This window comes from Mesorhizobium sp. P2_B11, assembly GCF_056404855.1.
The window spans coordinates 239,941-266,020 of record NZ_JBFUDF010000007.1; the positions used below are offsets into that span (position 1 = coordinate 239,941).

General features: G+C 60.5%; 28 protein-coding genes. 19 read left to right on the top strand and 9 right to left on the bottom strand.

The annotated features are described in order from the left end of the window. Window positions 1-235 precede the first annotated feature (235 nt). Together AC1DYJ_RS24030 and AC1DYJ_RS24035 are read left to right on the top strand one after the other, a co-directional pair. Window positions 236-3,226, top strand: a complete 2,991-nt coding sequence (locus tag AC1DYJ_RS24030) for an LPD3 domain-containing protein (RefSeq protein ID WP_477282174.1) — start codon at window positions 236-238, stop codon at window positions 3,224-3,226. 489 nt (window positions 3,227-3,715) lie between these two features. Next, window positions 3,716-4,330, top strand: coding sequence for a T6SS immunity protein Tdi1 domain-containing protein (locus AC1DYJ_RS24035; protein WP_477282176.1), 615 nt, complete (start codon window positions 3,716-3,718; stop codon window positions 4,328-4,330). Between the two features lie 325 nt (window positions 4,331-4,655). Here AC1DYJ_RS24035 and AC1DYJ_RS24040 read toward each other — a convergent pair whose 3' ends face one another. After that, window positions 4,656-4,973 carry a YMGG-like glycine zipper-containing protein gene (locus AC1DYJ_RS24040; RefSeq protein WP_477282178.1) on the bottom strand — a complete coding sequence of 106 codons (318 nt, stop codon included), beginning with the start codon at window positions 4,971-4,973 and terminating at the stop codon, window positions 4,656-4,658. Window positions 4,974-5,083: 110 nt separating this feature from the next. After that, window positions 5,084-5,236, bottom strand: a complete 153-nt coding sequence (locus AC1DYJ_RS24045) for a hypothetical protein (protein WP_477282180.1) — start codon at window positions 5,234-5,236, stop codon at window positions 5,084-5,086. Here AC1DYJ_RS24045 and AC1DYJ_RS24050 point away from each other — a divergent pair. The 3 genes from AC1DYJ_RS24050 (at window position 5,235) to AC1DYJ_RS24060 (ending at window position 7,968) form a co-directional block, all read left to right on the top strand. Then, window positions 5,235-5,807 (top strand): hypothetical protein, encoded by a 573-nt coding sequence (locus AC1DYJ_RS24050; RefSeq protein WP_477282182.1) that lies wholly within the window; start codon window positions 5,235-5,237, stop codon window positions 5,805-5,807. The two genes, AC1DYJ_RS24045 and AC1DYJ_RS24050, sit on opposite strands and share 2 nt — an antisense overlap. 221 nt (window positions 5,808-6,028) lie before the next feature. Further along, window positions 6,029-6,934 carry a hypothetical protein gene (locus AC1DYJ_RS24055; RefSeq protein WP_477282184.1) on the top strand — a complete coding sequence of 302 codons (906 nt, stop codon included), beginning with the start codon at window positions 6,029-6,031 and terminating at the stop codon, window positions 6,932-6,934. 44 nt (window positions 6,935-6,978) lie between these two features. Next, window positions 6,979-7,968, top strand: a complete 990-nt coding sequence (locus AC1DYJ_RS24060; RefSeq protein WP_477282186.1) for a Coat protein — start codon at window positions 6,979-6,981, stop codon at window positions 7,966-7,968. Between the two features lie 252 nt (window positions 7,969-8,220). On the opposite strand, the gene AC1DYJ_RS24065 is transcribed toward AC1DYJ_RS24060, so the two are convergent. Beyond that, window positions 8,221-8,484: a hypothetical protein gene (locus AC1DYJ_RS24065; RefSeq protein ID WP_477282188.1), complete on the bottom strand. Its 264-nt coding sequence runs from the start codon at window positions 8,482-8,484 to the stop codon at window positions 8,221-8,223. Between the two features lie 42 nt (window positions 8,485-8,526). Between AC1DYJ_RS24065 and AC1DYJ_RS24070 the strand changes: the two genes are divergently transcribed. The 9 genes from AC1DYJ_RS24070 to waaF all read left to right on the top strand — a co-directional run bounded on the left by AC1DYJ_RS24070 (window position 8,527) and on the right by waaF (window position 18,913). Continuing rightward, the gene (locus AC1DYJ_RS24070; protein ID WP_477282190.1) at window positions 8,527-9,129 is read left to right on the top strand and encodes a phage connector family protein; all 603 of its coding nucleotides are present in this window, start codon (window positions 8,527-8,529) and stop codon (window positions 9,127-9,129) included. Next, a complete protein-coding gene (locus AC1DYJ_RS24075) occupies window positions 9,126-11,591 on the top strand; it encodes a phage tail protein (protein WP_477282192.1) in 2,466 nt (821 codons plus the stop codon). Before AC1DYJ_RS24070 ends, AC1DYJ_RS24075 begins: the two co-directional genes overlap by 4 nt. 239 nt (window positions 11,592-11,830) lie before the next feature. Then, window positions 11,831-12,484, top strand: coding sequence for a hypothetical protein (locus tag AC1DYJ_RS24080; RefSeq protein WP_477282194.1), 654 nt, complete (start codon window positions 11,831-11,833; stop codon window positions 12,482-12,484). Window positions 12,485-12,487: 3 nt separating this feature from the next. Beyond that, entirely contained in the window at window positions 12,488-12,991 is a 504-nt protein-coding gene (locus AC1DYJ_RS24085) for a hypothetical protein (RefSeq protein ID WP_477282195.1), read from the top strand. A gap of 1 nt (window position 12,992) precedes the next feature. After that, window positions 12,993-15,929, top strand: coding sequence for a hypothetical protein (locus AC1DYJ_RS24090; RefSeq protein WP_477282197.1), 2,937 nt, complete (start codon window positions 12,993-12,995; stop codon window positions 15,927-15,929). A gap of 53 nt (window positions 15,930-15,982) precedes the next feature. Continuing rightward, complete coding sequence (locus AC1DYJ_RS24095; RefSeq protein ID WP_477282199.1) at window positions 15,983-16,375, top strand: hypothetical protein; 393 nt, start codon at window positions 15,983-15,985, stop codon at window positions 16,373-16,375. 69 nt (window positions 16,376-16,444) lie between these two features. Then, window positions 16,445-16,750 carry a hypothetical protein gene (locus AC1DYJ_RS24100; RefSeq protein WP_477282201.1) on the top strand — a complete coding sequence of 102 codons (306 nt, stop codon included), beginning with the start codon at window positions 16,445-16,447 and terminating at the stop codon, window positions 16,748-16,750. A gap of 68 nt (window positions 16,751-16,818) precedes the next feature. Next, window positions 16,819-17,337, top strand: a complete 519-nt coding sequence (msrA, locus tag AC1DYJ_RS24105) for a peptide-methionine (S)-S-oxide reductase MsrA (protein WP_477282203.1) — start codon at window positions 16,819-16,821, stop codon at window positions 17,335-17,337. Window positions 17,338-17,893: 556 nt separating this feature from the next. Further along, window positions 17,894-18,913: a lipopolysaccharide heptosyltransferase II gene (gene waaF / locus AC1DYJ_RS24110; protein WP_477282205.1), complete on the top strand. Its 1,020-nt coding sequence runs from the start codon at window positions 17,894-17,896 to the stop codon at window positions 18,911-18,913. A gap of 74 nt (window positions 18,914-18,987) precedes the next feature. On the opposite strand, the gene AC1DYJ_RS24115 is transcribed toward waaF, so the two are convergent. After that, window positions 18,988-19,182: a hypothetical protein gene (locus AC1DYJ_RS24115; RefSeq protein ID WP_112392710.1), complete on the bottom strand. Its 195-nt coding sequence runs from the start codon at window positions 19,180-19,182 to the stop codon at window positions 18,988-18,990. A 168-nt stretch (window positions 19,183-19,350) separates the two neighbouring features. Between AC1DYJ_RS24115 and AC1DYJ_RS24120 the strand changes: the two genes are divergently transcribed. Beyond that, window positions 19,351-19,620 (top strand): hypothetical protein, encoded by a 270-nt coding sequence (locus AC1DYJ_RS24120; protein ID WP_477282207.1) that lies wholly within the window; start codon window positions 19,351-19,353, stop codon window positions 19,618-19,620. Here AC1DYJ_RS24120 and AC1DYJ_RS24125 read toward each other — a convergent pair. The 4 genes from AC1DYJ_RS24125 to AC1DYJ_RS24140 form a co-directional block, all read right to left on the bottom strand. Beyond that, the gene (locus AC1DYJ_RS24125; protein ID WP_477282209.1) at window positions 19,617-20,006 is read right to left on the bottom strand and encodes a hypothetical protein; all 390 of its coding nucleotides are present in this window, start codon (window positions 20,004-20,006) and stop codon (window positions 19,617-19,619) included. The two genes, AC1DYJ_RS24120 and AC1DYJ_RS24125, sit on opposite strands and share 4 nt — an antisense overlap. 667 nt (window positions 20,007-20,673) lie before the next feature. Next, a complete protein-coding gene (locus AC1DYJ_RS24130) occupies window positions 20,674-21,153 on the bottom strand; it encodes a GFA family protein (protein ID WP_477282211.1) in 480 nt (159 codons plus the stop codon). A gap of 140 nt (window positions 21,154-21,293) precedes the next feature. Next, entirely contained in the window at window positions 21,294-21,500 is a 207-nt protein-coding gene (locus AC1DYJ_RS24135; protein WP_477236331.1) for a hypothetical protein, read from the bottom strand. A gap of 99 nt (window positions 21,501-21,599) precedes the next feature. Further along, the gene (locus tag AC1DYJ_RS24140; RefSeq protein ID WP_023694668.1) at window positions 21,600-21,767 is read right to left on the bottom strand and encodes a Thivi_2564 family membrane protein; all 168 of its coding nucleotides are present in this window, start codon (window positions 21,765-21,767) and stop codon (window positions 21,600-21,602) included. 355 nt (window positions 21,768-22,122) lie between these two features. On the opposite strand from AC1DYJ_RS24140, the gene AC1DYJ_RS24145 reads away from it, so the two are divergent. Both AC1DYJ_RS24145 and AC1DYJ_RS24150 read left to right on the top strand, forming a co-directional pair. Next, on the top strand, window positions 22,123-23,466 hold the full coding sequence (locus AC1DYJ_RS24145; protein ID WP_477282637.1) for a PAS domain S-box protein: 1,344 nt from the start codon (window positions 22,123-22,125) through the stop codon (window positions 23,464-23,466). Between the two features lie 55 nt (window positions 23,467-23,521). Continuing rightward, window positions 23,522-23,689 (top strand): hypothetical protein, encoded by a 168-nt coding sequence (locus AC1DYJ_RS24150; protein ID WP_477282213.1) that lies wholly within the window; start codon window positions 23,522-23,524, stop codon window positions 23,687-23,689. 31 nt (window positions 23,690-23,720) lie between these two features. Here AC1DYJ_RS24150 and AC1DYJ_RS24155 read toward each other — a convergent pair whose 3' ends face one another. Next, complete coding sequence (locus AC1DYJ_RS24155; protein WP_477282215.1) at window positions 23,721-24,044, bottom strand: hypothetical protein; 324 nt, start codon at window positions 24,042-24,044, stop codon at window positions 23,721-23,723. 272 nt (window positions 24,045-24,316) lie between these two features. On the opposite strand from AC1DYJ_RS24155, the gene AC1DYJ_RS24160 reads away from it, so the two are divergent. Beyond that, window positions 24,317-24,553 (top strand): hypothetical protein, encoded by a 237-nt coding sequence (locus AC1DYJ_RS24160; RefSeq protein WP_477282217.1) that lies wholly within the window; start codon window positions 24,317-24,319, stop codon window positions 24,551-24,553. 309 nt (window positions 24,554-24,862) lie between these two features. Beyond that, window positions 24,863-25,456 carry a hypothetical protein gene (locus tag AC1DYJ_RS24165; RefSeq protein WP_477282219.1) on the top strand — a complete coding sequence of 198 codons (594 nt, stop codon included), beginning with the start codon at window positions 24,863-24,865 and terminating at the stop codon, window positions 25,454-25,456. Window positions 25,457-26,080: the final 624 nt, after the last annotated feature.

Consider the following 26,080-nt stretch of genomic DNA (forward strand, 5'->3'; position numbering starts at 1 on the left):
CCCTGATGCCGGCAGGCAGGTGAGGGGCAGCGCCAGCTTCTCAGAAGGTCGCGCTGCCCCTCATCCGCCCTGCGGGCACCTTCTCCCCGTAAACGGGGAGAAGGAAACTTCGCCGCTGGTCGGCTTCTCCAAAACCCATCACTCCAAATGCCCGCAAAGCCCCGCGATCGGCATGCGTTGCGGCTTGCCATGCCGCGACCTCCGGCAAAGCGCTCCATTGGCAGGAAACAGACACATGGTGCACATCATTCCTCTCTCGGTTGCCCGGCGCCGGTCCGGCAACGCGGCGCAAGATGGCTCCTCGCCGGCAGGCGGAGCGAGCCAGCAGCTCGACGGCTACTGGCAGGAGGTTGCCCAGCATTACGCGCAGCGCAAGGCGCAGCAGCAGGCGTTCGACACCGAGATCGCCGCGCGCAAGCTGGATGGCGAGATCGCAAAGGCCGAAGCGGACGCGGTTGCCAATGCGCCGGCGGATGGAACCGGCCTGCACCAAGGCATGTACGGCGAGGTCGACCCGCATACGGGGCGTGTGCTGCAGACGGGCCGGTTCGACACGCTGTTCAAGGGCTTCCTGAGCCAGGTGCGGCCCGAGCTGCACCCTGGCCTGGCCGCCCGCAAGGAAACGTTGCGCACGGAGGGTTCGTGGCGGATGGCTGCGCACCAGCTGCAACGCCGCAGGGACTACGAGAAGGCTGCGGTCGACGCAACGCTGACGACCAACGCCATCGCCATCGGCAAAGCCGATCCCGACGACCTCGTCACCTTCGAAGCCGCCCGCCAGCAAGGGCTCGACCTGATCGACAGGATGGGCGTCGACCCTGGCATCCGGCAGCAGATGGCCAAGGACTGGTACAGCACCGCCGCTAAGGCGCGGTTCGAGGCGCTGATTGCCAGGGATCCGGATCGTGCGGTGCAGGTGTTTGGTGCCCGCTCGCCGGACGTGGGTGGCCAGCCTGCAAGCGATAGCGCTCAACCTGGTGCCAGCGCCTTGTCGCGCAGCTCAACGGTGGGGCCCGGCGGCACCCAGACCCCGGATGAGCGTATAGCGCGCGCATTCAGGGACGATCTGCCCAAGGAAGAACAGGATGCGCTGGCCCTAAAGGCAAAGGTTTCGAAATTCACTCGGGATGTAGACCTGCGCGTCGCGATAGCTAGCGCCGAGGCGGACGCGCCAGACGAAATTGCCCGGAAGGGCGCCTATTCCGGCAAGATGCCCGGCAAGGATGCGTTCAGGATCGTCTATGGCCTGGACGAGGGAGACAGGCGCTGGCGCGTCTTCAAAAGGCAATCCGATGTAGGCCGTCAGGTTTTCGGCATGCACAGCATGACGAACAAAGATATCCATGCCGCACTTCGCGATGCCGAGTCGGGGCCGGTCAATTCACAGGAAGACCAGGATCGCCGCGACGCGAGCGCCACTGCGGTGAAGCTGGTCATGGACCGCAGACGAACCGATGCAGGACGCTACGTCGGTCAGTCTCCGGAAATTTTCGCAGGTTGGACTACTGCCTTCGCTACGGACCCTTCTGACCCGAAGGCCTATGATCAAATCAACTACGACAAGACGATCGCCCTCTCGGTCGCCATGCAAAAATCATTGGGTGTTGAGGACGAACATCTTCAGCCCATCCCGCTTTTCATTCTCCTGAAGCTCGCCGACGACCGCGACAGCGGCAACATGTACCAGATGGAGAACTACGCCCGGTGGAGCGAGGTGTTCGCCCGCACCAAAGATCCTGTGGTGCGAGCAGCCCTGGGCCGGGAATTGGATGATGTCGGCTTGGGCGGAATTCTCCCCAGCGGCAGGCCAGGCCTTTCGACAGGCGAGGTGTTTCAATCGGAGGGCAAAGGCCTTGGTAAGGCAATAGCCAATGCCGCGGTTGGCGCCGGCAGACTAACGAGATTGGGCGGTTACGGCGTCTCCTCCGGATCAATCGACCCCTCGGCCTACAAGAGGAGAATGACCGATTACGGTGGTCGCGTAAGCGAGGCGTCCCCAGAGATCTTCGAAGGCTGGAAAGCCGCACTTGGCAATAGCCCATCCGATCCTGAGTCATTTGATCAGGACGCATACGATAGAACAATAGAATTGTCCGTTGCCAAGCAAAAAGAACTGGGCATCGATGACGAAAATCTTCAACCCATTCCGTTCTCTTATCTCCTCAAGATCGACGAGGATCGCAACAGCGGAAACATGTACCTCATGGACAACTATGCGAAGGCAACCGAGTTGTTCAGGCGCACTAAGGGCCCAGTCGCGCGCGCGGCCCTTGCCCGCCAATTGGATGATGCCGGTTTGGGTGGGATACTTCCCGAAGGCAAGCCACGCCTTTCGATGGCCGAAGTGTTTCGAGCGGACGCCAGAGCCTTTGCCAAGGCAGTTACGAATCCAGGGATCATAACCAACTCAAAAGATTGGGTTGCTCGCGGCATGTCCGAAGGAGGCAACAGCCTTTCACACGACGAGGATGCGTACTATCAGCCTTCGAACAATACCGAGAAGGTGATGATGCGTCAGGGATACGGCGCATTGGACTGGATGCCTGTGCCTGTTTTAGGTCGGGCAGCCAAGAAAGTAATGCCGCGCGCATTTGAGCCGGTTGGCCCTGAAGCCGCCGGGCGAGCGGATGACCCAATCGCCACCAAATCGTTCGCGAACTCGGAAGCTGCGAATAACTCAATTTCAGAAATTGCTCGCGGCAAGAAAGCTAGAGCTCAGAGTGCACAGACGGCAAGCCAGGCGGGTGGGCACACGATGTCTGCACCCAGTTTGGCAAGCAGGTCGCCGCTCAAAATCCAACGGCCTGAAGGCTTCAAGCTCGATATTTGGACAGCGCCGATGGTGGATGCTGCTCGTGAAGTGCTTCACTACGCTCGCAGTAAGTTCTCTGGAAAGGTCGTGGTGAATGCAGAAGATGGGTCAAGTATTATTATTAGAGCAAAGAGTCTTAAGCATTCGCTTTCGTCTGGTGCAGGGCAAATATCACGGAGTGCGTTGGCTGCTGCTCTCAAGCTTGATGACCTGATAGCGTCGGCGCATTTTGTCGAAACGGTACCGGATCGTCTAGGGCGAGCCGAAATAATAAATGTGCATCACTACGAACGCGCGATCACAATGGATGGTCACGATGCGCTCATTCACATCGTAGTTCGCGAAAACAGAGACGGGCGACGCTACTACGATCACTATGAAATCCGGAGGGTCTCGTCTCCGAAGCCGAAATAAGTTTCTAGCGGTGATGATCGATCAGACTACGGACAAGGCAGGTAGGCGCGCCTCGGCAAAGGGAGCGGCAGTGGTTCCCGACCCGGGGCCGGATTTTGGTCCAACGCGTCAGGTAAGTTGGGGAGCCACTGCCTAGTCGATCATACCGCAGAACACTCCAAAAGTCGATTGCGAATGCAATAAAGGGGAATAGTGTCCTAAGTGAAAGCCTAGGATTGCAGGCCGGATTACGGTCGAAAAGATAGTGACACCGTCGGTACGCGCTCCGACGTCAGCCAGTGCCAGGTACAAGGCCGAAGGCAATGAGGTGCCTATCGGCCACGACGTGGATCATGTACACGATTTGCAATTGGGAGGTGCTGAGGCAACGCATAACATGGTTCCGCTCGATTCAAGCGTCAACCGCAGCCTAGGCCCCCAGATATATCATCAGATAAAGCATCTGCCTCACGGGACGAGAGTTGGCAAGGTAACCATCGGAGATCGGTAATGTTTCAAAAATTTCGGCAAAGCTTTTCTCCAGACGCAAGTAGCAGGCCTGAAGTTGTCAGTATCGACACCGGTGTTCCGAGCCTGAATGATCTGCTTTCAAGCTTCAGTGGTGTCTCGTTCAATCACGGGCTTTACCGCATTGTCCGCGCTCAGGATTTGCCAGTCTGGAGCAGCAGAATCATCTTGGGCTTCCCTGCATTTGCCGGGCGGATCACCTGTTTTGGGTACGACTGGCTGGGGAGGACATTCGCGGTCGATACCAAACGAATAGAGGAAGGCGAGCCTGGTGTGGTGATGTTCGAACCTGGTACCGGCGAAGCGCTGCAAATACCGGCCAATGTCCGGACCTTTCATGAGACCGAGTTGCATGAATATCAGGACGCGGCGTTAGCCTCGAATTTTTACGCGACATGGCGTGAAAATGGTGGCGCCGCACCGGCCTACGACCAATGCATCGGCTACAACGTCCCACTCTTCCTGGGCGGGAAAGATGATAGCGAAAATCTGGAGCTGACTGATCTGGAAGTCTATTGGCACATCACGGCTCAGCTTATTGCCAAGGCGAGGGGTTTGGCTCCTGGCACGCCGATAAACGTCAAGGGCGGCGGCTGAAGCTCCACGAGGTGTTTAGGGCCATGATTGGGCGATAATGTCAGGGCCGTGGTAAATAATGCCGGGACTTTGGACGCCGAAGAGCCGGGCACGAACGATCAATATGACGTCGATCGACTGCCAGCAACCGATCCGCGCTTTGCGGACGTTTCAAGGCTGGTTGACCGGCATCTGTTGCACCGTGCGGCGGGTGCGCCTTCCATAGTGGGCAACTACCTGGGCTAGCCGCGCTGACGGGTGGAACGCCCGCATCCCACGCTTTGGCGCTCCCCCTCATCCCCTGCCGGGACCTTCTCCCCGTGAACGGGGAGAAGGCGGCTAGTCCTCAATAGTCGCCGTTGTAATACCTGTCGTCGCACGGCGCCGTGTAGATCCGGCCGCGGCGGTCCTGGTAGCGGCAGAGCTGTTCGCCGCGGCGCTGCGGGGTGGTCGACTGGCCGATGACGGCGCCGAGCAGGGCGCCGCCGGCGGCACCGACGACCGTGCTTTCGGTGTTGCCGCCCAGAGCCTGGCCGGCAAGGGCACCGACGCCGCCGCCGATGAGCGCGCCGGTGGTCGCCCTCTGCTGCTGTTCGGTCTGGGTGGCGCAGCCTGCAAGTGCTGCAGTCATGAGCACGGCGGCTAGGGCTTGTCTGATCATCATCTTGAAACTCCTTTGAAGCCCCAAACGCGGAATGGGGCGAATGGTTGCCAGTTGCTGGCGCATTGCGGCCAAACGGCGGCACGCAGGCTCACGAAATGAGACATGGTTTCTCAGGCCTTGAAGATGATGGTCGCCAAAGCGGAAACGCCTTTCGCGAACAAAACGATAGCGCCTCGGCTTGAATCGATGCGCAACCGCTGATCCGGCGCTTTCTGAACACGTCCTTCCCAGAAATTTCCCGAACAGAAATGGAGAAATGCCATGACCCGAGGTCTTCCCCGGACGCTGTCGCGCGCCGCGGCGCGCGAAGCCGGACTTGCCCCGCCCAAATTCGGCCTCAAGGCCGTCACCACAGGGCAGGGCGGCTCGTATCGCACCGTCTTCAGCCTTTCAGGCATGCAGGTGCCGGTCGCCGATGCGCTGGCCTATGCCAGCCAGAAACTCTTCGACTTCGCCGACGGCAAGGTGCGCATCAAGGGCGGCACAGCCAGGCTGCAGTTCGCGGTGCTGACCACCCGCGCGGCGACCATCAACGACAATGCAGCGCTGACCTGGTCGCTGGGCTCGGCCGCGGCATCGAGCGCGGCGCTCGCCGGGACCATGGTCAACGTGCTGGCTTCGACAGCCCGCACGCTGGACGGCGTTGGCGCCGCGCTGTCGACTGCCTCGACCGCCGATGTCGCGGCGGCAGCAACGCTGGATGGCACGGTGACGCCGGTGGATCTCTATCTCAACCTGGCGTTTGCGACCGGCACCGACATCGATGCCGACGGCACGCTGGCGGTGACGGGGACGATCACGCTGCTGTGGGAGAACTGGGGCGACAACGCGTAGGCCGTGCCGCCTTTCCCTTCTCCCCCTGTGGGAGAAGGTGGCCTCGCGAAGCGAGGTCGGATGAGGGGTGTTCCAGCTTGACGGAGCCCTTCGTCACAGTCGCGCACAGGCGTGAAAATCGCCCACGCCTCATTCCTTCCAGCACCCCCTCAACCGTCTCGGCGCTGCGCGCCAATCCACCTTCTCCCACAAGGGGAGAAGGAGAAGAAAGGAAACATCAGATGACAGATCTGGCAGACGCCGGGTCCGTGGCTTCGCGGCCGGCGGGCAACCTGGCAACGCCTCCGGCTGGCGGGGACAACGGGTCCGCCCCGCCGGCCGGCAAAAGTTGGTTTGACGGTCTTTCCGAAGGCAACCGCAAGCTCGCTGAAGCCAAGGGCTGGACCAGGGCCGAAAACCTCGATCGGGTTTTCACATCTTACGCCGAACTGGAACGGCAGCAGGGCGAAAGCCTGCGCGTTCCCGGACCCGACGCATCGCGGGAAGACTGGGACAAGTTTCATGCCCGGCTGCCCGAGACCATGCGTCCGGTGACCTCATCCGAAAAGGTCGAATACCGACGGCCGGACGGCTTGCCGGAAAACTTCGCCTATTCGGACGAACTCGCCAATGCGTCCAAGGCCTGGGCGGTCGAAGCGGGTGCAAGCCCGAAAACCGCGCAGGCCTATCACGACAAGTTCGTCGGCTACATGGCCGAGCAGGGGAGGGCACAGGAAGTCGCCCTTGCCCGCTCGGTGGAAGCCACCCATGACGACCTCGTGCGCGACTGGGGACCGACCGGGAGCGATGGCTTTCGCCAAAAGCTCGAGGTCGCCAACCGGGCGATGAAGAAGCTCGGCCTGGTCGACGCCTACAAGGCGAAAGGCATCCTTCTGCCTGACGGGGCGCTGACCGATCCGCAGATCGCCAAGGCATTCCATGCCATCGGCGAGGCGATGTTCCGGGAAGACACGATCGACGGCGGCGGACGTTTGAGCGCTGGCAATCCGTTCAAGCGCAACGCCTCCGGCGAACGCAACATTTCGGCGATTTCAGCCCTTGTCAAAAGCGACCCCGCCCGCGCCCGGCGGCTGGCACGCGAGGCCGGTGAAAATCCGGATCTCTGGATGCCCAACAATCCCCTTTAGCCCTCCAAAGCTCGCCGCCAACCCAACCTCAAAGGAAATGAAAAATGGCAGACGCCTATACCCGTATCGCGGACGCGATCGTTCCGTCCGTTTATGCCCAGTATTCGTTCGAGGAGCACGTCCAGTCGCTCGAAATCTTCCAGGCCGGCATCCTCTTCAACGATCCGGCCATCACCGCCAAGCTGTCGCTGGGCGGCCGCTCCGTTGATATGCCCGGCTGGAAGGATCTCGGCAACGATCCGTCGGAACCCGTCAATGACGATCCGGCCGATTCCATCGAGATGAAGAAGATCGGCGCTCGCCGCGAGGTCGCCGCCCGCAACGTGCGGGCCCAGGCCTGGGGCGTGCCGGACCTGACCTCGATCCTGGCCGGCGACGATCCGCAAAAACTGATCGTCAAGCGGCAGACCGAATACTGGCAGCGCGCCAACAAGCTGACCCTGCTCGGCATCCTGAAAGGGGTGGTGGCCGACAACATCGCCAATGACGGCGGCGACCTGGTGCGCGTCACCGGCGCCTCCATCGTCGACACCGACATCATCGAGGCCGCCTATCTGATGGGCGACCGCGCGGACAAGTTCAAGACGATCTGGATGCACTCCAAGCAGATGAAGGCGCTGAAGCTCGCCGACCTCATCGACTATGTGCCATCGTCCGAACAGGGCGGGCCGCTCATCCCCTATTACATGGGGCTGCGCTGCGTGGTCGACGACGACATTCCGGTGGCGGCGGGCGTCTACACCGCCTTCATGTTCAAGGACAAGGCGATCCTGTGGAACGAGCTGCCGGTCAACACCGAGGGCGGCCCGCTGGAGTTCGACCGCAAACCGCGCCAGGGCCATGGCGGCGGCGTCACCGAAATGGTGGGGCGCCGGCATTTCGTGCCGCATGTGCCCGGCACCCGCTTCCTCGATGCGTCCTCGGCCGGCGAATTCGCCACCGATGCCGAGCTCGCGTTGGCGGCGAACTGGGATCGCACGGCGTCCAGCGTCAAGAACATGACCTTCATCGCGCTGAAGACGACCGAGGCGTAATTAGACGAGGGCGGAGCAATGCTCCGCCCTCGCCACTATATCAACTTGTAATCGGAGGTGTAACTGTTTCCTTTCCGAGAGGGCTTAGAATAGCAATCTACTGCGGCGCGAGAATATTAGTTTGAACTGGTTCCTCCTTGCCATCACGATAGGCCTTATCCTGTCCGCGCCGTTCCATTTGTATGGGGGCCATCTTCTCGGAGAGGAAGTCGAGGCAGACCCTCCAAAGGGCAAGTCCCTGTACTCAATGCTCTATTCAATTTCGACCTGGGCAAAGTATGGCGCCCTCAAGCGGCAGGCTGACCGGGGCGATCGTTTCGCTTGGTGGTGCTTGCTCTTGTTCGGCTCAGGGCTGGTATGGTGTGCTCTCATCGTTTTGGCGATGTTCTCCAGCCCGATCTGGCGCAACTGGCTGCTCTGACAGGCCAGAAGCGGCTGCGCACCGGTTCTTGACACCGCACTCTTTCGCGCTCCCTGCAGATAAATTCCCGAGCCGCCTTTGGCGGCTTTTTTCATGCCCGAACCTTGACCCTTGCTCAATTCACGAGGCGCTGCTCCATGGCCATCACACCACTCGACATCGCCAACATGGCGCTCGCTGTCCTCGACGAGGCGCCGATCGACAGTCTCGACCAGGACGTCAAGGCGGCCCGTCTCTTGAACCTGCATTTCGACATCGCGCGGGAAGCCGAACTGACCAGGCACGCCTGGGTGTTTGCCATCCTTGCCGCCAGCGTCGCCGGCGCCGATACCGGCAGCGGCGATTGCACCTTGAATTTCGCCTATGAACTGCCCGCCGACTGCCTGCGGCCGTTGCCGCTGACCGCCAATGGCGAGCCCGACGGCGTGCCGATCTCATGGCGCCAGGAAGCCGGGCTGATCTACTCAGACCGCTCCGGTCCGTTGACCATTCGCTACGTCGCCAACCTCACCGATCCCAACGATTGGGATGCGCTGTTCACCGAAGTGCTGGTGGCAGCCCTTGCCATCAAGATCGCACATCCCTTGACGCACAAGGCGGGCATGATCGACATCGCCCGCTCGGCCTATGACCGCGCGCTCGATGCCGCCTTTTCCGCAAACGCCATCCAGCGCGGCGGCCGGCTCTACACCGGCTCGTGGGCGCAGCAGCGCGGCGACTTCAGGGTGTCCGGCCGATGACCGCGCTTTACCCCATCCAGGACGTCTTCACCCGTGGCGAAATCTCGCCCCGGCTGCATGCGCGCGCCTCGCTCGATCTCTATCGCGCCTCACTCTCCAAATGCGAGAACTTCATCACCCTGCCGCATGGCGGCATCAGGAAGCGTGGCGGGACCTATTTCGTCGGCGAGGTAAAAACCCCCGCCAAGGCGACGCGGCTGATCCCGTTCATCTTCAGCGCCGACCAGGCCTATGCGCTGGAATTCGGCGACCTTTACATCCGTGTCTACGCCTATGGTGCGCGCGTCGGCACGGTCGAGGTGGCGAGCCCGTATCTCGAGGCTGACCTGTTCGATCTGCAATACGTCCAGTCCGCGGATCAGATGTGGATCACCCACCGCAGCTACCCGCCCAAGGTGCTGACCCGTACGGGGCACACGATTTGGACGCTGAGCGATTTCGAGTTCCTCGACGGGCCCTATGACCCGATCAACACAACCGGGACGACGATGACGCCGGCCAGCTACGGTGGCTACTCACCCAAGATGACGAGCAACACAGCACCCAGCGGGGTGGTAAGTGCATCGAACGCGTCCAGTGATGCCTATCTGATCATGGACAAGAACAGCAGGACGGTTGCCGAGGTGGGCTCGGGAACAAATGGCTGGATACAGTACCGGCAGCCGGGTGGCGCGCAGAAGGTCTGCAACGCCTACTGGGTTCAGGCTGCCAACAGTGCTTCTGAAGCCGAAAACATACCGACGCAATGGGAAATCCAGGGCTCCAACGACGGGTCGACATGGACAACCATCGATTCGCAAGTAGGGCAGATGGGATGGGGAAACTCCGAGCGGCGTTTCTTCGAATTCGTCAACAAAACTGCTTTCGAATATCTGCGCATGGACGTGGAAGGCGGCGGCGGTAGCGACAGCACCAGAACCGATTTCGCTGAGTGGGCGCCCAACGAAGACGGTGACACGATGACCCCGTTCAACCTGACGGCGTCATCGATTGTCGGCATCAACGACGGCGCCGGGTTTCAGACATCGGATGTCGGCCGCGCCATCCGGCTGCTCGGTTCGGACGGACGGTGGCGCTGGGCCAAGATTGCCGCGCGAACGAGCGCGACGGTTGTTACCGTTCGCATGTATGGACACGCCTTGCCGGACCTGAGCCCGATCACGCGCTGGCGGCTCGGCACTTTTGTGCCCGGCAAATATGTCGAGAGCGGCTCCCTCTATGAGGAGCGGTTGGCCTTCAGCCGCAAGTTTTCCGTCTATGCCTCGCAGACCGGCGACTTCGACAATTTCGCGCTCGGCGAAAAGGACACGGATGCACTGGAATTCATCCAGGCCGGTGGCGGCCAGGCCAATGACATCGCATGGGTTGCCGACGCCGATGGCGCGCTTCTGATTGCGACCGCCGCCGGTATCCGGGCAATGTCGGGTTCCGGCGTCGATGAAGCCCTGACCCCTTCGTCATTCAAGAACAGGAAATCGCGCACGTTTGGCGCGGCTCCGATCCGGCCGGTCGATGCGGGACAGTCGTTCCTCTACGTCACCCGCTCACGCATGGCGATCGCCGAGCTCGCCCAGGCAGCGACCGGCAAATACACCTCGGACGATGTCGGGCAGATATCCGAGCACATCCCGAAGAAGGGTGTCATCGAACTCGCCTTCCAGACCGATCCCGATCCGTTGCTGTGGTTCCCGCTCGATAATGGCGAGTTGGGCGGCTACACGCATCAGCCCTCACAGGAAGTTCGAGGCATGCATCGGCACGACATCGCCGGCTCGTACTCCGGTTCGGCCTGGGGCATTGTCGAAAGCGCATGCGTCACGCCCGGGCAGAATGGAAATGACGATCTGTGGCTGATCGTGAAGCGCACCATTGGCGGCGCGACCAAACGCTACATCGAGATCAAGACGTCACCCTTCGAATATGGCGACATCGGCGATGCTTTCGAGGTCGACTGCGGCCTGACCTATTCGGGCGCGGCCGTGGCCACGGTTTCCGGGCTCTCGCATCTCAACGGGCAATCGGTGGATGTGCTGGCCGACGGCAAGGTCTACAAGAGCCTGACCGTCGGCTCAGGACAGGTCACGCTTCCCGGCGGCGCCACCGCGGCGAAATGGCAGGTCGGCCTGCCCTATGCGGCCGAGGCGGCAACCCTGGAACTGGACGTCGGCGGCAGGGACGGTTCAATCGTCGGCCGCCGCAAGAAGGTGGCCCGGATCATCCTGTCGCTGCTGGAAACCGACACCACCGGACTTGAGGTGCAGTCCTTCATCCGTGGCCGCTGGGAACCGGTACGCATGCCCAGCATCGTCGCGCCGGACGGCAAGGCGAAACTGTACACCGGCAATGTCGACGTGCCGATCGACGACAGCTGGGAGGGGCAGGGCAGGGTGAGGATCCGCCACGTCAATCCCACGCCCTGCACGATCCGGGCGTTCACGCCGGTGTTTGACGCCGAGCCGTAGAAACTGCTGATCTCCCCCCTCGTGGGGGAGATGGCCGGCAGGCCAGAGGGGGGCGCTGTCCCGCCGGCCTCTCGATCGATTTTACCAACCGACGGCAGCATTCCGCTGATCGTCAGCTAGCCAGCAACGCCGCGATCCTTCGCGCCCCCCTCTGCCCTGCCGGGCATCTCCCCCACTTGGGGGGCGATTGGCAGCTTCGCCGCCTCGCCCATCCCATCTCACCAAGGAACCCACACCCCATGACCCCCCATGCCGAATTACTCGGCAGGGCGCGGACGGCTGCCGATTTCGCTGCCGTCATCGCCTTGCTCGACACCGACCTCAACGACGCCATCGCTCGCCGGCGCGCGCTGGAACAGGCCGAAGATCGGGCCGTGTTCGGCGACGGTGATCTCGCAGCCGCGCGCGCCGCGCTCGATGCCTGCAACGACGCCATCGCCTTGCTGGAAAAGACCATCTGCGTCGCCGACACGCGCCGCATCGAAGCCGCCGAGAGCGAAGCGCGCGCCGACATTGCCGCCCTTGGCGAGGAGATCGCGGCCAAGGCTGAAGCGCTTGGCATACGGTGGCGCACGGCTGCCCGCCTGGTCGAGCAATTGCGACAGGAATTGTTCGAGGCCGATGCGCTTGTCCGCGCCATCGCCACCGCCAACGGCCTGTTCGATGCTGCCGGCGTCGACGACCCCAAGGTCAACCTCACCGCCGCCCGCCGCTCCGCTATGGCCGGCGCGCGGGCCGCCGCACCGGCGCGCCTCAGCCGCGCCGGCCTGCAGGCCGACCGGCTGCTTCTGTCCCTGCTTGCCACCGGCGGAGCGCTCGACCCGCGCCCACAGCTCGGCGCGCCGGTCGCCGGCGTCAAAACCAAATTCATCCCCGCAACGGCACGAGGCTGAACCATGTGCACACTTGCCCTTCTCGGCACCGTTCTTTCCGTCGGCGGCGCGCTGGTTGAAGGCCAGCAGTCGAAGCAGATGGCCGACTATCAGGCCAAGGTCTACGAGCAGCAGGCGCAGGCCGAGGCACAAAGTGCTGCCTTTGAACAAGGCCAGGAGCGCCGCAAGCAGGACTTGGCTCAGGCGCAGGCCCGCGCCAAGGCCGGCGCGTCGGGCGTGGGTATAGCCGGTTCGCCGACGGAAGTGCTGGCGGCCAATGCCAGGCAGGGGCAAATGGCCCTCAAATCCATCCAGTACAGTTCGCAACTCCACCAGAACAACCTCATTGATCAGGCAGCCATATCGCGCTTCCAGGGCAGGCAGGCGGTGACGGGGTCGATCTTCAGCGCCGGCAAAGCCCTGGTTGGCGGTCTCTCCGACATCTACGACCCGACCAAGTCCGTGACATTTGGAAAAGGCCCATTTCCGCCGCCGCCGCGCGGATTTGGAACGGGAGGTCTCTACTGAAATGGTTCACGTCATTCCCCTTTCCGTTGGCCAGCGCCGGTCCAAAACCGGAAATCCCGTTCAGAATCCGCAAGGGTCGCAGATCGGCCAAGCGGTGCAGGGCCTTGGCGACGAGTGGCAGGAACTCGCCGAGCATTACCGTCAGACGAAAGAGCGGCAGGAAGCTTTCGACGCCGAGCTGGCGCGCCGGGGTTTCGATCGCCAGATTGCGCAGGCGGAAGATGAGGTAACGGCGAAGGCCCCGGCCGATGGCAGCGGCCTGCATGACGCGATGTACGGCCAGCTCGATCCACGCACGGGCCGGGTGGTCAAGACCGGCCTGTTCGACACGCTGTTCGATAACGCCTTGCCAAAAATGCCCGACAGCCAGCGCGCCGGGTTCGCCAGGCAAAAGGAAGCCCTGCGCGCGGCAGGTTCGCTGCGTATGGCGCAACGGCAGATCGAACGCCGTGACGAATATGAGAGAGCCGAGTGGGCCAAGGTCGACAACATCTCCACCAGCGCGATTGCAAAAAGCGACCCGAACGACACCGCGTCTTTCGAGGCGATCCGGCAGAGCGGGTTCGATCTGATCGCCAAGATCGGCAACCCGCTCGCCCGCCAGGCCGCGGAAGCAGCGTGGCGCACCAACACGGCCAAGGCGCGGATGGAGGCACTGATTGCGAAGGATCCGCGTCGCGCGGTTGAAATTCTGAGCGCAATTCCAGTGGCAAGTGACGGCATGGCCGAGACCGTGCGCGCGCAGCTCGCCGCCGGCGCGCAAGACGGACGGGCGGCGGGAAAAGGCGACCGTATCAAGAAGTCACCAGATCGGATGGTGGCACAGGCATTCGAGGAGAGGCCAACCGAAGCCAACGCAAAGGCTGATGCCGACGGCTCCCATCAGTTCATCGCCGGCATGACGGGCGAACAAATCGACGAACTGTTTCGACGGGCCAGCGTGGCAAAAACGGCAAACATGATCAACACGCGGGCTGATATCGAGCACGCTACTTCAAACGCTCCAAGGGAGCTGATGTATTGGGGCACTTACTCCGGCAAACTCCCCGGTGAGGGGGACTTCGATCATGTTTTTGCCGCTGAGGAGGGAGCCAGACAAAGGACAGCTTCATTAGAAAAATCAAGATCGGTCGTGCGGCATTTGAGTTGTTGCCACTACCGAACGACGCACTTGAAGCCATCGCAGCTGAGGCTCAACCCGATGCGGAGAATGCAACCCAGTCGGGTGGCCAGGAAAATATTGCCGCCTTGGCGGCCAAGCAAATTTTGCAGGAACGACGCGATCCTGGACGGTTCCTTTCACTGGCGGATCCGAACACGGCCGATGCATGGAATGCTTGGGTCAATCCACACCAGCGGTGATTCCGTCGCTCTTAGGCGCGCGGTCGCTTTATCGGTTGCAGGACAAAAGCAACTTCATATCGCCGAAATTCTGCCGTTTCCGCAGGACGTTTTGCGTTACATCAACAGTCGACTGAACGACCCCAACGCTTCGCAGAAGGACAAGGACGCGCTTGTCGATGAGTTGTCATCTGCGACGGACGATCCAGCCGTCCAGGCAGCCATGTTCCGGCAGCTCTACCATTTTGGCTTGGCCCGACTTGTCCACAACACCGCGCTGGAACTCCAAATGACCCCGGCTGAGGCGCAAGCTGTTGAACTTGAGCATGCAGCGAAGTCCGGTCTTCGGACCAAAGGGCAGATTTGGGAATACGATCCGACGCTGCGTGAAAAAGCCGGAGGATTTGTAGCCGGTGAGGCGCGGCCCTACGGCTTGCGTGCCGATCTGGCACGAGCGCTTGTCGGATCTACGGGACTTGGAAACGAAGGCATCTCGGCTGTTGACGTCGCTCCTGTCATAGGCGGTGTGTTTTCCTCGCAGGAGGCTTTGCGGGCGCTGGAAGCCGGACATTATGGCGAAGCGGCGCTGGATGCTGTAGGCGCAATACCGAGCGGTGGTCTCGGCGGTAAAGTTGGCAAAAAGCTAGCTGAGAAGGTCGCCGAAGAGATTTTTACCAATGCAGAAAAAGAAGCTGTTTTGCTAGGCAAATCATCGCATTCCACGGGCGTCAGGCCCACCGAATATATCGACCCCAGTCTGGGCAGCCTGCCCGGCGAAAGTGATGGCTCAGTTCGATATTGGACGGCCAATGATGTGGTAGCCAAGTACCCTAGTGTCCCGCGGAAATCAAAGCGTCCGTTTATACTTGACTATTTTCGCGGAACTCCCGAATACGATCCGACGACAGGTAAGCTACTCAAAGATGTTGATGGGGATGACCTTGTTGCCCAGTTTAAGGCAGGAAGGGTTACGATTGGAGGGGTCGACAAAAGGTTAAATAGAGAGCAAATCCTATCTGCAATAAAGCAGATTAAGCCTGGTGTCGAACTAAAATACTATACAAAGAACGAGATCGAAGCTTTCAAAGCGAAAAACCAGATAGTTTGGGGAGCTGTCGAGCGAGATCCGATTACCCGTGAGCCGGTATTTGTAAGAGTAAAGCCGGGGCTGACGAGAAAAGAAGAAACCCTCGTGCTTGCTCATGAGTTCGGGCATATACTCGACGATCATCTAAAGTTAAGCATAAAAGGATATGAGAACGAGCTTGGGAGGGGCTATTCGGAGACAAAATTGGGAAGGGATGATCTGGACGAGGTACTGACCCCCGTTGATAAAGGATATGATCCGGCGCAGGTTCCTGCTGAACTCAAGGCTCAAGGCGGTGGGCTGGCGTTCTTCGATCCGAACTATGCCAAAACCGTTATGCCTGAGTTCTATGCTATGTTGCGCCGTGCAATAAAAAACGACGAAGCGCTTAGACGAATAATTCAGCTGAATACCGTGATGTTGGGTGCCGGCGGGTCGGCAGCGCTTGGGTCTCAGCCTTCTGCAGGTGGTTCAAGGGTAAACCCAGTTGAAATTTGGAACAAATCGTGAAAATTGGAAGGCCGAGAACAGCTGCACTCGGTTGGAACATGGGCGGGCGAGCCATGACGAAGAAGGATGGGACTGAGCCGCTTGACGAATGGAAGCGAGCGCTTTTGTGGTATCACAAGAGCGATGTCTGGCTATGGCGGCTCCAGACATGTGATCCTGCGGATAGGCCCGCGCTGCAAATCAAGGCAGATGAACATTCCACGTTGCGTGACGAAGCGATCGGGAATGTCTATTTCATCTTTGGCCCTACCGATCTAGAAGGGATCGGACGATCTGTCATGGAAGACTACACGCCGGAAGGCGCAGCCCTGCGCGTCGAACTGGGGCTGCCTAGGGGCTATGCTTCCGAGGAAGAGCGCATTCTGGGCGACGTCGGAGATGGCTACATGACGCCCGCTCAACGCAAGCGGCTGCGCTACCTGCGCAAGCATCGCGATGAGGGCTAAGGTTGCCGCGGCTAGGCGTTCGTAAGTGTCACCGTGGGCCGCGGCGTTGCCAGGCAACGCCAGGGTTGGGTGCTTGGCATCAAAGGCCCCGTCGTCGCCGCCGGACTGGCCGGCGGCGTGCTGCGGGCGCTGTCACGCCATCGCTACAAGCTGCGCGAGATGATCGCTTCGCCGATCTGCGGGGCGCTCGCCGCCGCCTATCTGACGCTGCCTACCGTCGCCTGGTTCAAGGCGACCGGGGTTCCTATCCCGGATCCCGCCGACGACACCACGACGCTCGCCGCCGCCTTCCTGATCGGCGTCTCGGCCATGTGGATCTCCGACATCGTCTTCGACGTGATCGTGCGGCGATTCAAGCCGGTTGGCGACAAGTGATGCACTTGAGGTGCTGGAAGAAGCCAACGACAATGCCTACTTAAGGAGCAATCCAAAGGAGGTATGATATGGCGACGTCCACCGAACGTGCAGTGCTTGCCGGCGGTTGTTTCTGGGGCATGCAGGATTTGATCCGGCGCTATCCCGGCGTGATTTCGACCCGCGTCGGCTACAGCGGCGGCGATGTGCCCAATGCCACCTACCGCAATCACGGCACTCATGCCGAAGCCATCGAGATCATTTTCGATCCGGCCAGGATCAGCTTTCGCACGCTGCTCGAATCCTTTTTCCAGATCCACGATCCGACCACGAAGAACCGCCAGGGCAATGACGTTGGATTGAGCTATCGCTCGGCGATTTTCTACACCAGCGATGAGCAGAAGCGCGTCGCCGAGGATACCATCGCCGATGTCAATGCCTCGGGGCTGTGGCCCGGCAAGGTCGTCACCGAACTGGCCCCGGTGGGTGATTTCTGGGAGGCCGAACCCGAACATCAGGACTATCTCGAGAAATATCCCAACGGCTACACCTGCCACTTTGTCAGGCCAGGCTGGAAGCTTCCGGTCCGAGAAAAGGCAGTTTCGTAACACAGCCATTGCCGGCGGATACCGATTCAGAGCGCCGCACCTGAAAGGGTGTGGCGCTTTTTCGCATTTGTTCGCGGCGTTTGCGCCGCGAGCGTATCCGCAGAGGGTGGCCTAGAAGCCGAAGAATTGACGGCCGACCATGTATCCGAGCGCGACGACGACCAGCGGAAACAGAGCAGGTGCCAGCCGACCAAGAGCGGAGCTCTTTGGTTGTTGCCTGGGGATGGTCCTGGGTGCGTTGCCGAGATTCTTGGTCATTTGGCATAGTAGCAAGCGCTGATTAACGATTCCGTAACCCGGTGATAAAGGCTGACAGCAGGCGCGCTTTTCGCGATTCTGGCGCGACCTTGACAATGCCCGGCCCGTGACGCAACTGAACCGTCTTTGACAGGGATTATGAGGCAGTATCAATGCGGGTGACGCTCGTTTTGAAGGGCGTGATAGCCTGTCGGGCCTACGGCGGGATTCAGCGTCAGGTCGAATGGCTGGCCAATGCCGCGCAGCCAATCCGCAGGACCTCGACGCTCCGTGTCCTCCACGGCGAAGCGCTTGCTTGATGACCGGTGATCCAATCCTCTTCGTCGGCTTTCCGGCGGTCGGCGACTTCGTCCGTTGCCACTCCGCCATCCAGATCATTGCCGAGCGATTTCCTGACCGCCCCATCGATGTCGTCACCTCGCCGGTGGCAGCACCGCTGGCACGCCTGATGCCGCATGTCCGCAAAGGTTGGGCGCTTGCCAAGCGTCATCAGCGGCCAGGTTTTGCAGAGCGCGGCCGCCTTGTCGGCGAGCTACGCAAGGAGAACTATCGCACGGCCTATCTGATGACCAGCAGCACCAAGGCGGCGGTGATGGTGTTCATGGCCGGCATAGAGGAGCGCATCGGCTATCCGCAGGAGTTGCAATTCGGCCTCCTCAATCGCTTCCCCGCCGGCTGGTTGGCACATCTATGGGCCTTTGGTCCTCGCAAGACGCGGCTCTTCGAGGAAGTCTGCTCGATTGCCTCTCTTGGCGAAAAGCCAGCTGCGGGGACAGAATGGCCGGCGCCCCGGCTTGTGGTCGAACCGGCTGAGTTGGACGAATGGCGCCAGCGCCACAAGATCGATGCCGGCCGGCCGGCGCTGGCGCTGTATACGGCAGACATCGAAAATTTCCGCTCGTGGCCCATCGAGCGCTTCATCTCGGTCGCCAGAGACCACCATGATCGCGGCTGGGCAATCTGGATTGTCGGCGGACCGCGCGAGCGCGCCGGCGCTGCAAAAATCCGCGCGGCCATTCCCGAGGCAATCGACTTCACCTCGACCCCGTCGATTGCTGATGCGATGTGCCAGATCGCTGCATCGACCATGTTCCTCGGCGTTGACGGCGGCATTTCGCACGCCGCCGCTGCCCTGAACGTCCCATGTGCGCTCATCTACGGGCTAAATCGCCCCTACGTGCACGGTCCGGTAAACAGCCATGTTCGCTTCATCGAGCCGCCGCTCTCGACGCCCAGCTGGGTCGAGGATACGCGTGGGATCAGCGAAACCCGGGTGAGAGAGGCGTTGGCTGGCCTTTCAGCCGGTAGTCACAACTGACAGTAGGCTGGATGGCCTCTGGCGCCTGATCCAAAACGCGCTCGTGAGGGCGCCGCCATCGCTCCGTTTCGGCTTTACCCCTTGGCCCTGCGGCTTTCGGGCTCGTGATTGCCGACCCAGTGTGCACGGATGCGATCGCTGGCTTCAAGGTAAGCCATGTCGATGAGATAGGTCAGAAGCTTCTCGCCGTCGGCTTCGGCTTTCTGCCGAAGTTCCCGCAGTATGCCTTGCGCGAACTGCAGGTTCTCCATCTTGCTCGGCTGGTCCATCGGTGCCCCCAATGTCTGCGCAGGAACTTTGCGCCGACTATGCTTGCATGAAGATTGCGAAAAAGCTCAYGGTGGAGCTGTATCAGGTTGTATTAGCGCTCGATCAACGACCCTATTGCGCTTTCTGCAAAAATGTCGATATTTTACGCCGCCAATCGGACCGCGACGATGCACGAAGACGAGGGCAGTTTCCCCGAAAAGTTGCAGGCCATGATGGATGTCATTGGCGGCAGCGTGTCGTCCAGTCGGGACGGACACGCCGACCTTGGCCGACTCAGGGTCGACGCCGCCAGCGCCGCGACGGTGTTGGTCGAGTTTTACGGCGACGCTGCTCTTGAGCGCGCCAGCCTGTTGGAGCGCCGCTCGCCTCAAAGCCATTTTGCCCGCATGGTGACAGCTGAACTGCGCGGCCGCGGCAAGGTTTCCCGCACAAGCTAACAAGATCTGCTCCAAGCCGATTTGCGCCTCGTCGCCCTGCCGTCAAGGCGTTGCTGCGCCTCTTCCTGGGCATTTTCGAGAAGGTAGAACAGCAGGTCCTGCCCAATCGATTGCGAGATTTCCTTGGCCTGTTCGATATGGCGGTGGACCTCGCGAAGTGCTGTCTCCCCCGAATCGACATTGCGGGTCAGATCGATGAACCAGCCAGGGTACAGGGCTGCTTCTCCCTGACCGTCCACATAGCATTGGCCAACCGCCAGTATCCGGCGAAGCCCCATCTTGTCTGAGCGGACCTGATAGATCTCCCTGAAACCCGCTCTCCGCTCCACCGCCTTGCGGATCGCGATATGCACCCGGGGCCGATCTTCGGCGTCGATGCTCTGCATGCATCTCTCCATGGATGCGCCATGCGAGAACTCTTCAAGCGTCAGCCCAAAATAGTCGGATAGATTTGCGTCGCCGTAAACACGGTCGCGCTTGATGTCCCAGGTCCAGAACCCGTCAATCGGTGGATATTGCACGTGCGGACCGCGACCCTGTCCAGACGCTGGCTGCATGAAAACCGCCCCATTCGGCTTCAAGATTCGCCCCACTATGTGACAAAAAGGGAAATAGACAAGGTGTCCTTTTGTACGAGGTGGCAAGATTTCGTTGTTTCACGTCAAAAACATACTTGGACAGCTTAGTTGACGTAGCGACATTACGTGGTCTTAAGCTCTCGTTCTTAAACAAAACCAGCACCGCTCTGCAACCGCAAGACGAATTCCAACTGACTCGCGGCCCGGTAAATCGATTACGGGTTACAATAAATCGATTTCCCAGTCACAAAAAACTAGCGAGCTTTGAGCCGTGCTTGGGCAACGATGGTTCCGCGGCAGCCGGCAGCGCAAGCCAGGCAATCGACCGCCCGCCTTTGGCTCGACGCCAAGGCAGGTCCTTTTTGCGTTTGGCTTCCGTCTGGTGAAGTGGTGTCGAAACCCGGTTTTGTCGCATCGGGCGGTGTTCGATAACGATTCCTGTCTGCCGACCGGCTAAGGCTCTACAGCGCGTACACTAGGCGGATTTGCGTCGCGAAAAATCGCTTGACGGCGTCTCGGCGTCTTCAGAAACCAGTTCAACTGTCAGGCTATCATTTGTCGGACCATCTTCCACCCGGTCATGCTCAAACTGCCGGGCGCCAGGCAACGGTTGCAACCAGTGTTCACGGCGGTTGACCCAGAGTTCATAGCTGGGCTCCAGCCCTTCGGTGGGCACCTGATCGAGGCTGCCAATCGTGACCTCGACTTCATCTTCACGAACCAAAGGCACACGGCCGCCGCAGGTTGGACAAAAGCTTCTGTCGCCATAGCTGTTGACGATACCCGTGGTTTCAAACGCCTCAAGCGGCCACACCGCGAACGCCGAAAAAGTCGACCCACTGGACTTGCGGCAGTCCTTGCAATGGCAAAGGCCGATCCGAAAGGGATCTCCCGTCACTGAAAACTGGATGCCGCCGCAAAGGCAGCTGCCGCTTCGCCTTGTATCATTGGGCATGACCGCTCCTCCGTCTTGTTGGGCATCACATTGCTACACCTTGCAGCGCCGTGCGCAGAATCAATTCACGCGAAGCGCAAGGGTTCCACGTCGCCTCGCGGAGTGCTTTGCAGGTGCCGTTGGCACCCCAGAAGGTTCAATCAGTTCGGGAAGTCGAACACCGGCTCCCGGCACCAATAGACGCGGCATTGTCCATCGCGTGTTGGAACGGAGGCGGCGACCGGCACCTCCGGCCAGTCGCAGTCGTTGCCAAATTGACGAACGTAGCGATCGTAAGTGTTTCGGCCTGTCGTCAGCACGGCCGAGTGATGGCTCTGGATCAGGCGCTGTGTCTCATCGCAGGTCATTTTGCGCGTGTCCGGTCGCGCGTATGCCGTGGTTGTTGCAGCAAACAACGCTGTTCCGACGATCCAGGCGAGCCTTTGGATTCTCATAGCGGTTCTATACTAGAACACCGCCAGATATTTCAGTAGCGAAATGATGCCGATAATGATCACAACGATCTGCGCGATCTGTCTCGTGCGGCCGTCGAGTGGCAGGCGCTGGACGAGATAGAGCACCAGGATGATCACCAGGAAGGTGATCAGGATGCCGATAAGTACCGATGAAGCCATGTCCCTCACTCCGTTTGGCTATATCTGAAAAAGAGTACGCAGCGGCAAACGCTCCGACCGTCAATTGGTTCCTGTCGGTGCGATGCCGTGCCCTTGGTAGATACGGAAGTTGCGGCTTCATTGTCAGCATTCGCGCAAGCGCCCCCGATCGACGCCGCTTGCCGGGGAAACCGGCGCGGCAGACGACAATGCCGCATCTGAAGGGGCGGCGGGAACCGAAACCTTTCCCGGGCATTTCAGTTGCTGGTAGCAAGCGCTCAAAATCGAGGGGCTAGGGGAATCCGTGGCAGGGGAATACGCTGATGTCATCCAACGGCTGGAGCCAGGAATTCCAGGAATTTCCTCTGCCCATTTGATGGAGGCGTTGCCGGTTGCCGTCTACACAATCGACAAACAGGGCCGCATCACCTTCTTCAATGAGGCCGCGGCTGATCTGTGGGGACACCGCCCGGTTATAGGCCGCGACCTTTGGTGCGGCTCCTGGAAGTTGCGCCATCTCGATGGCCGGCCTATGGCGCATGGCCAGTGCCCAATGGCAATCTCCATGCTTGAAGGACGCGATATCCCGTGGGATCAGGCGATTGCGGAGCGACCGGACGGCGAACTTGTTCCGTTCAGAGCCCACCCACGCCTGCTTCGCGACGCGTCAGGCGAAATTCTCGGCGCCATCAACACGCTGCTTGATCTGCGCACGCAGACGCAGGCCGACGAGGCGCGTATGCGACTTGCCGCGATTGTCGAATCGTCCATGGACGCAATCGTTTCGAAAGACATCAACGGCACCATCACCAGTTGGAACGATGCAGCCGAGCACTTGTTCGGCTACACGCCCGCAGAGGCAATAGGCCGGCCGGTAACGATGCTTATTCCACACGAGCGCCTCGGCGAGGAGGCCTTGATCATCTCGCGAATACGCGCTGGTGAGCGTGTGCCGTCATACGAAACCATGCGCCAGCGCAAGGACGGCAGTCTCGTCCCGGTCTCGCTGACCGTCTCACCGATCCGCGACGGCATCGGGCGGATCGTCGGCGCTTCCAAGATCGCGCGTGACATCAGCTCCCACAAGGAGAGCGAGCGACGCATCCGTCTGCTCATGCGCGAAGTCAACCATCGCGTGAAGAACCAATATTCGGTCATCATTTCGATGATCCGGGAGACCAGCAAATCGGCGGGCACGCCTGCGGCTTTCCTCGAACAGGTCCGAGAGCGCATCGCAGCGCTTTCGCAATCTCACGATCTTCTGGTCGACGCCGAATGGCGCGGCGCGACCATCGGCGACCTGATCAAGGCGCAACTCAAGGCCTTCGCGGTGCAGGACCGTCTGTCGGTGGCTGGACCGGTGATCACGCTTCAGCCGAATGCCGTCCAGTATCTCGGTATCGCCTTCCACGAACTTGCCACCAATTCGGCCAAGCATGGAGCGCTGTCGCGCCATGGCGGACGAGTCGAAATCGAATGGGATACGGCCCCGGCGACCGACGGCACCGATGCCTTTCGCCTGACCTGGCGCGAACTGGATGGGCCGACCATGGGCGGGATCACGCGCCGCGGTTTTGGATCGGTGGTCCTCAAGCGGGTGGCGCCACAGGCGGTCGGCGGCACCGGACAGTTGGATTTTAAGGAAGAAGGCGTGGTCTGGACCCTGGAAGCGCCGCTGCGCTCCGTCCAAACGTCTTTCGCCGATATTGCGCTCGATTGAAGGCAACAATCGTTCTGCCCGCGCGATCCTGCCATACCGAGAGAACGCACGGTCGATGGAAAATGACGAACGTGCCCGGAAGATGGACGAAGAGGCTCTCCTGGCAGGCGCACTGGCCAAAGAAACCGGCATCACATTGGACGAGGCGCGCAGCCTCATCGAGATGATCGGGACTGATCGCAACTCCTTGTTGCGCGAGGCGCGAATACTGAAGAACAGATAGAGCAGGGCCGATTCGCCGGCAGATGGTGCGGCTACCCCTCCAGCATGACACTTCGGGTATGGCTATCGATGGCGTCGACATTCTCGCCAGGCAGTCGATCCCGATTTTCCGGCAATGGGTCGAATCTCCCCGCTTCGATAGCCGTCAGCCCGTCGAATTCCATGACCGCGCCGTAGAGTTGCGCCACCTGCATCACAAGGCGCTCGACGTCTTCGAGCGCAATGTTCTCCTCCAGATTGCGCAATCGCACTTGCTCTGCGACCGTCGCGATATTGATTATCCCGCGGGACCGAAGGGCGGCCAGGACCTGTGCGTTGAGGTCCTCCCGCAGCCGATCCGAATATCCGTAACGCATGGAAAACCTCCCTTTCAGAGTGGTTTATCCCTCCTCATCAACATGCGCCGGTCATCGTCGAATGACAAGCGAAATCTCAAATATTATCAAATAAATCAATTAGTTAGCAGACTGCGCAGGTTGTGCAATCGACGCTTCACTCTCATCGTTGGTCTTGGATGTGAGTTACCAATCGCACGCTCTTGACGCATTGTGCGGAGACTCCTAATTATGCTCTTATTGAGACACATACTAACTCGTTGTATTTTTGGTCTTGGCGGTTGGAGCGCAAAATGGCCGAACTGGAACGACCCGAGCGACTGCAGATCATGCTAACAGCCGAGGAATTGGCTGCCCTGGAAAACTGGCGCTTCGAAAAGCGCATGCCAAGCCGTTCGGCGGCGGTGCGGGAATTGCTGCGGCGCGGCCTCGATGCCGACGGCTTTCTGACTGCTGGACAAGGAGCAAAGTCGCAGGACTTTGGAATCCTGGGCAGCAGCACGAATGGCGACGGATCGGCGGGCGAATAATCCGGCGCGGCTAGCCCCTAATCACTTCGTTTGAAAATGCCATCAGTTGATTGCAGCCGTGTGTGGTGAGAACGCGCGCGGCCCGTTCGCCGTGGTTGGCGCCATCGTCCGGTCTTGCCTCCGCGATATCGCATCGACATTTCGAGCAAGCTTACCCATTGATTCGTTTCTAATTTTCATCATTCCTACAGCAATTCCGTAACCAAACTTATAGTTGTATGATAAAGAAATGCAACTAAAACTAGAGAATTTTGTTGTTCCTCCATGCATCCCGGGAATCCGGTTTGCTTCAACCAGGGAGAGAGCATCATGAACATTGTGAGCAGGATTGGCATGACATTGGCGGCCGCTACGATTCTGGCTGGCCTTGGCATGCAGGCCAATGCGGCCGGAATTGGCGTCGGCGCCGGTGCCTCCGTCGGCGGCAGCGGCGGCGTTAACGCCGGTGCCGGCGCTTCGATCGGTGGCAGCGGCGGCGTGAATGCCGGTGCTGGCGCTTCGATCGGCGGCAACAGCGGTGTGAATGCCGGTGCGGGCGCTTCCATCGGTGGCAGCAACGGCGTCAATGCAGGGGCCGGCGCATCCGTCGGCGGTGCGGGCGGCGTCAATGCCGGCGTCGGTGCAACCGTTGGCGGTGCAGGTGGTGTCGGAGTTGGTGCCGGTGTCGGCATCGGCATCGGCAATGGAGTCGCTGCGGGGGTCGGTGTCGGCATTGGAACCAACCCGTCCAATCCGGCTAATCCCGCTACCCTGAAGACGCCTGGGCTGCCGAGCGCCATCGCCAATATGTCGAACAGCCAGCTGGCGAAAATGAAGCTCCGCTGCGCCGATGTGCTGAGCTCAGGTGCCTATGACAGCGACCTGCGTGCGCTGTGCCTGATGATCAAGACGGCCAACCGTTGAGTTGTTCATAGGGAGTGCCGGTGGCATTCTCCGCTTATGGTTGCAAGCCCGTCCCGGTTCGCCGGGGCGGGCTTTTTTCGTTTTCAGGGACGTTTTCCCGGCAACCTCTGGGGCGGTCGAACCAGAATATCCTGGACGGTCGACGCTGTCGTAATGGTTTCAAATCAGCTCAAGAGTCCCGTCCGCCGCACTCCAGGCACGCGACGCTGTGACCTGGGCAGTTGAGCCGGTGTGTTCCCCCGGGGCAGCAATGGCCATTCGAACTCACCCACCTGGCGCAAACAAAGACCTTGCGAGCTCCCTGGCAGCGCGGACATTCCATCGGGCGCGTCAGCAGGTTCTCCCTCGCCGAAGCAGGAGATTCCCTCTCAAGGCTCTGGACCATCTGAAAACCCCAAGGCCGACATACGGTTAAGCTATCCATACCGGAAAAGACTAAATTAGAGTTTAATCATATGAGTCACGGGCTTGGCGACGCAGAAGTTTCGCGACGCCGTGTCAGCCACAGGCCGCCGGGACACGCCGCGCCGATGGTTGGCTGTGTTCGCTTCAGTCCGCCCGCGATTGCCCACCGATTTTCACGCTCGGATTGTCATAGGCGCTTTCGCTTTGCTGGAGCGGCGT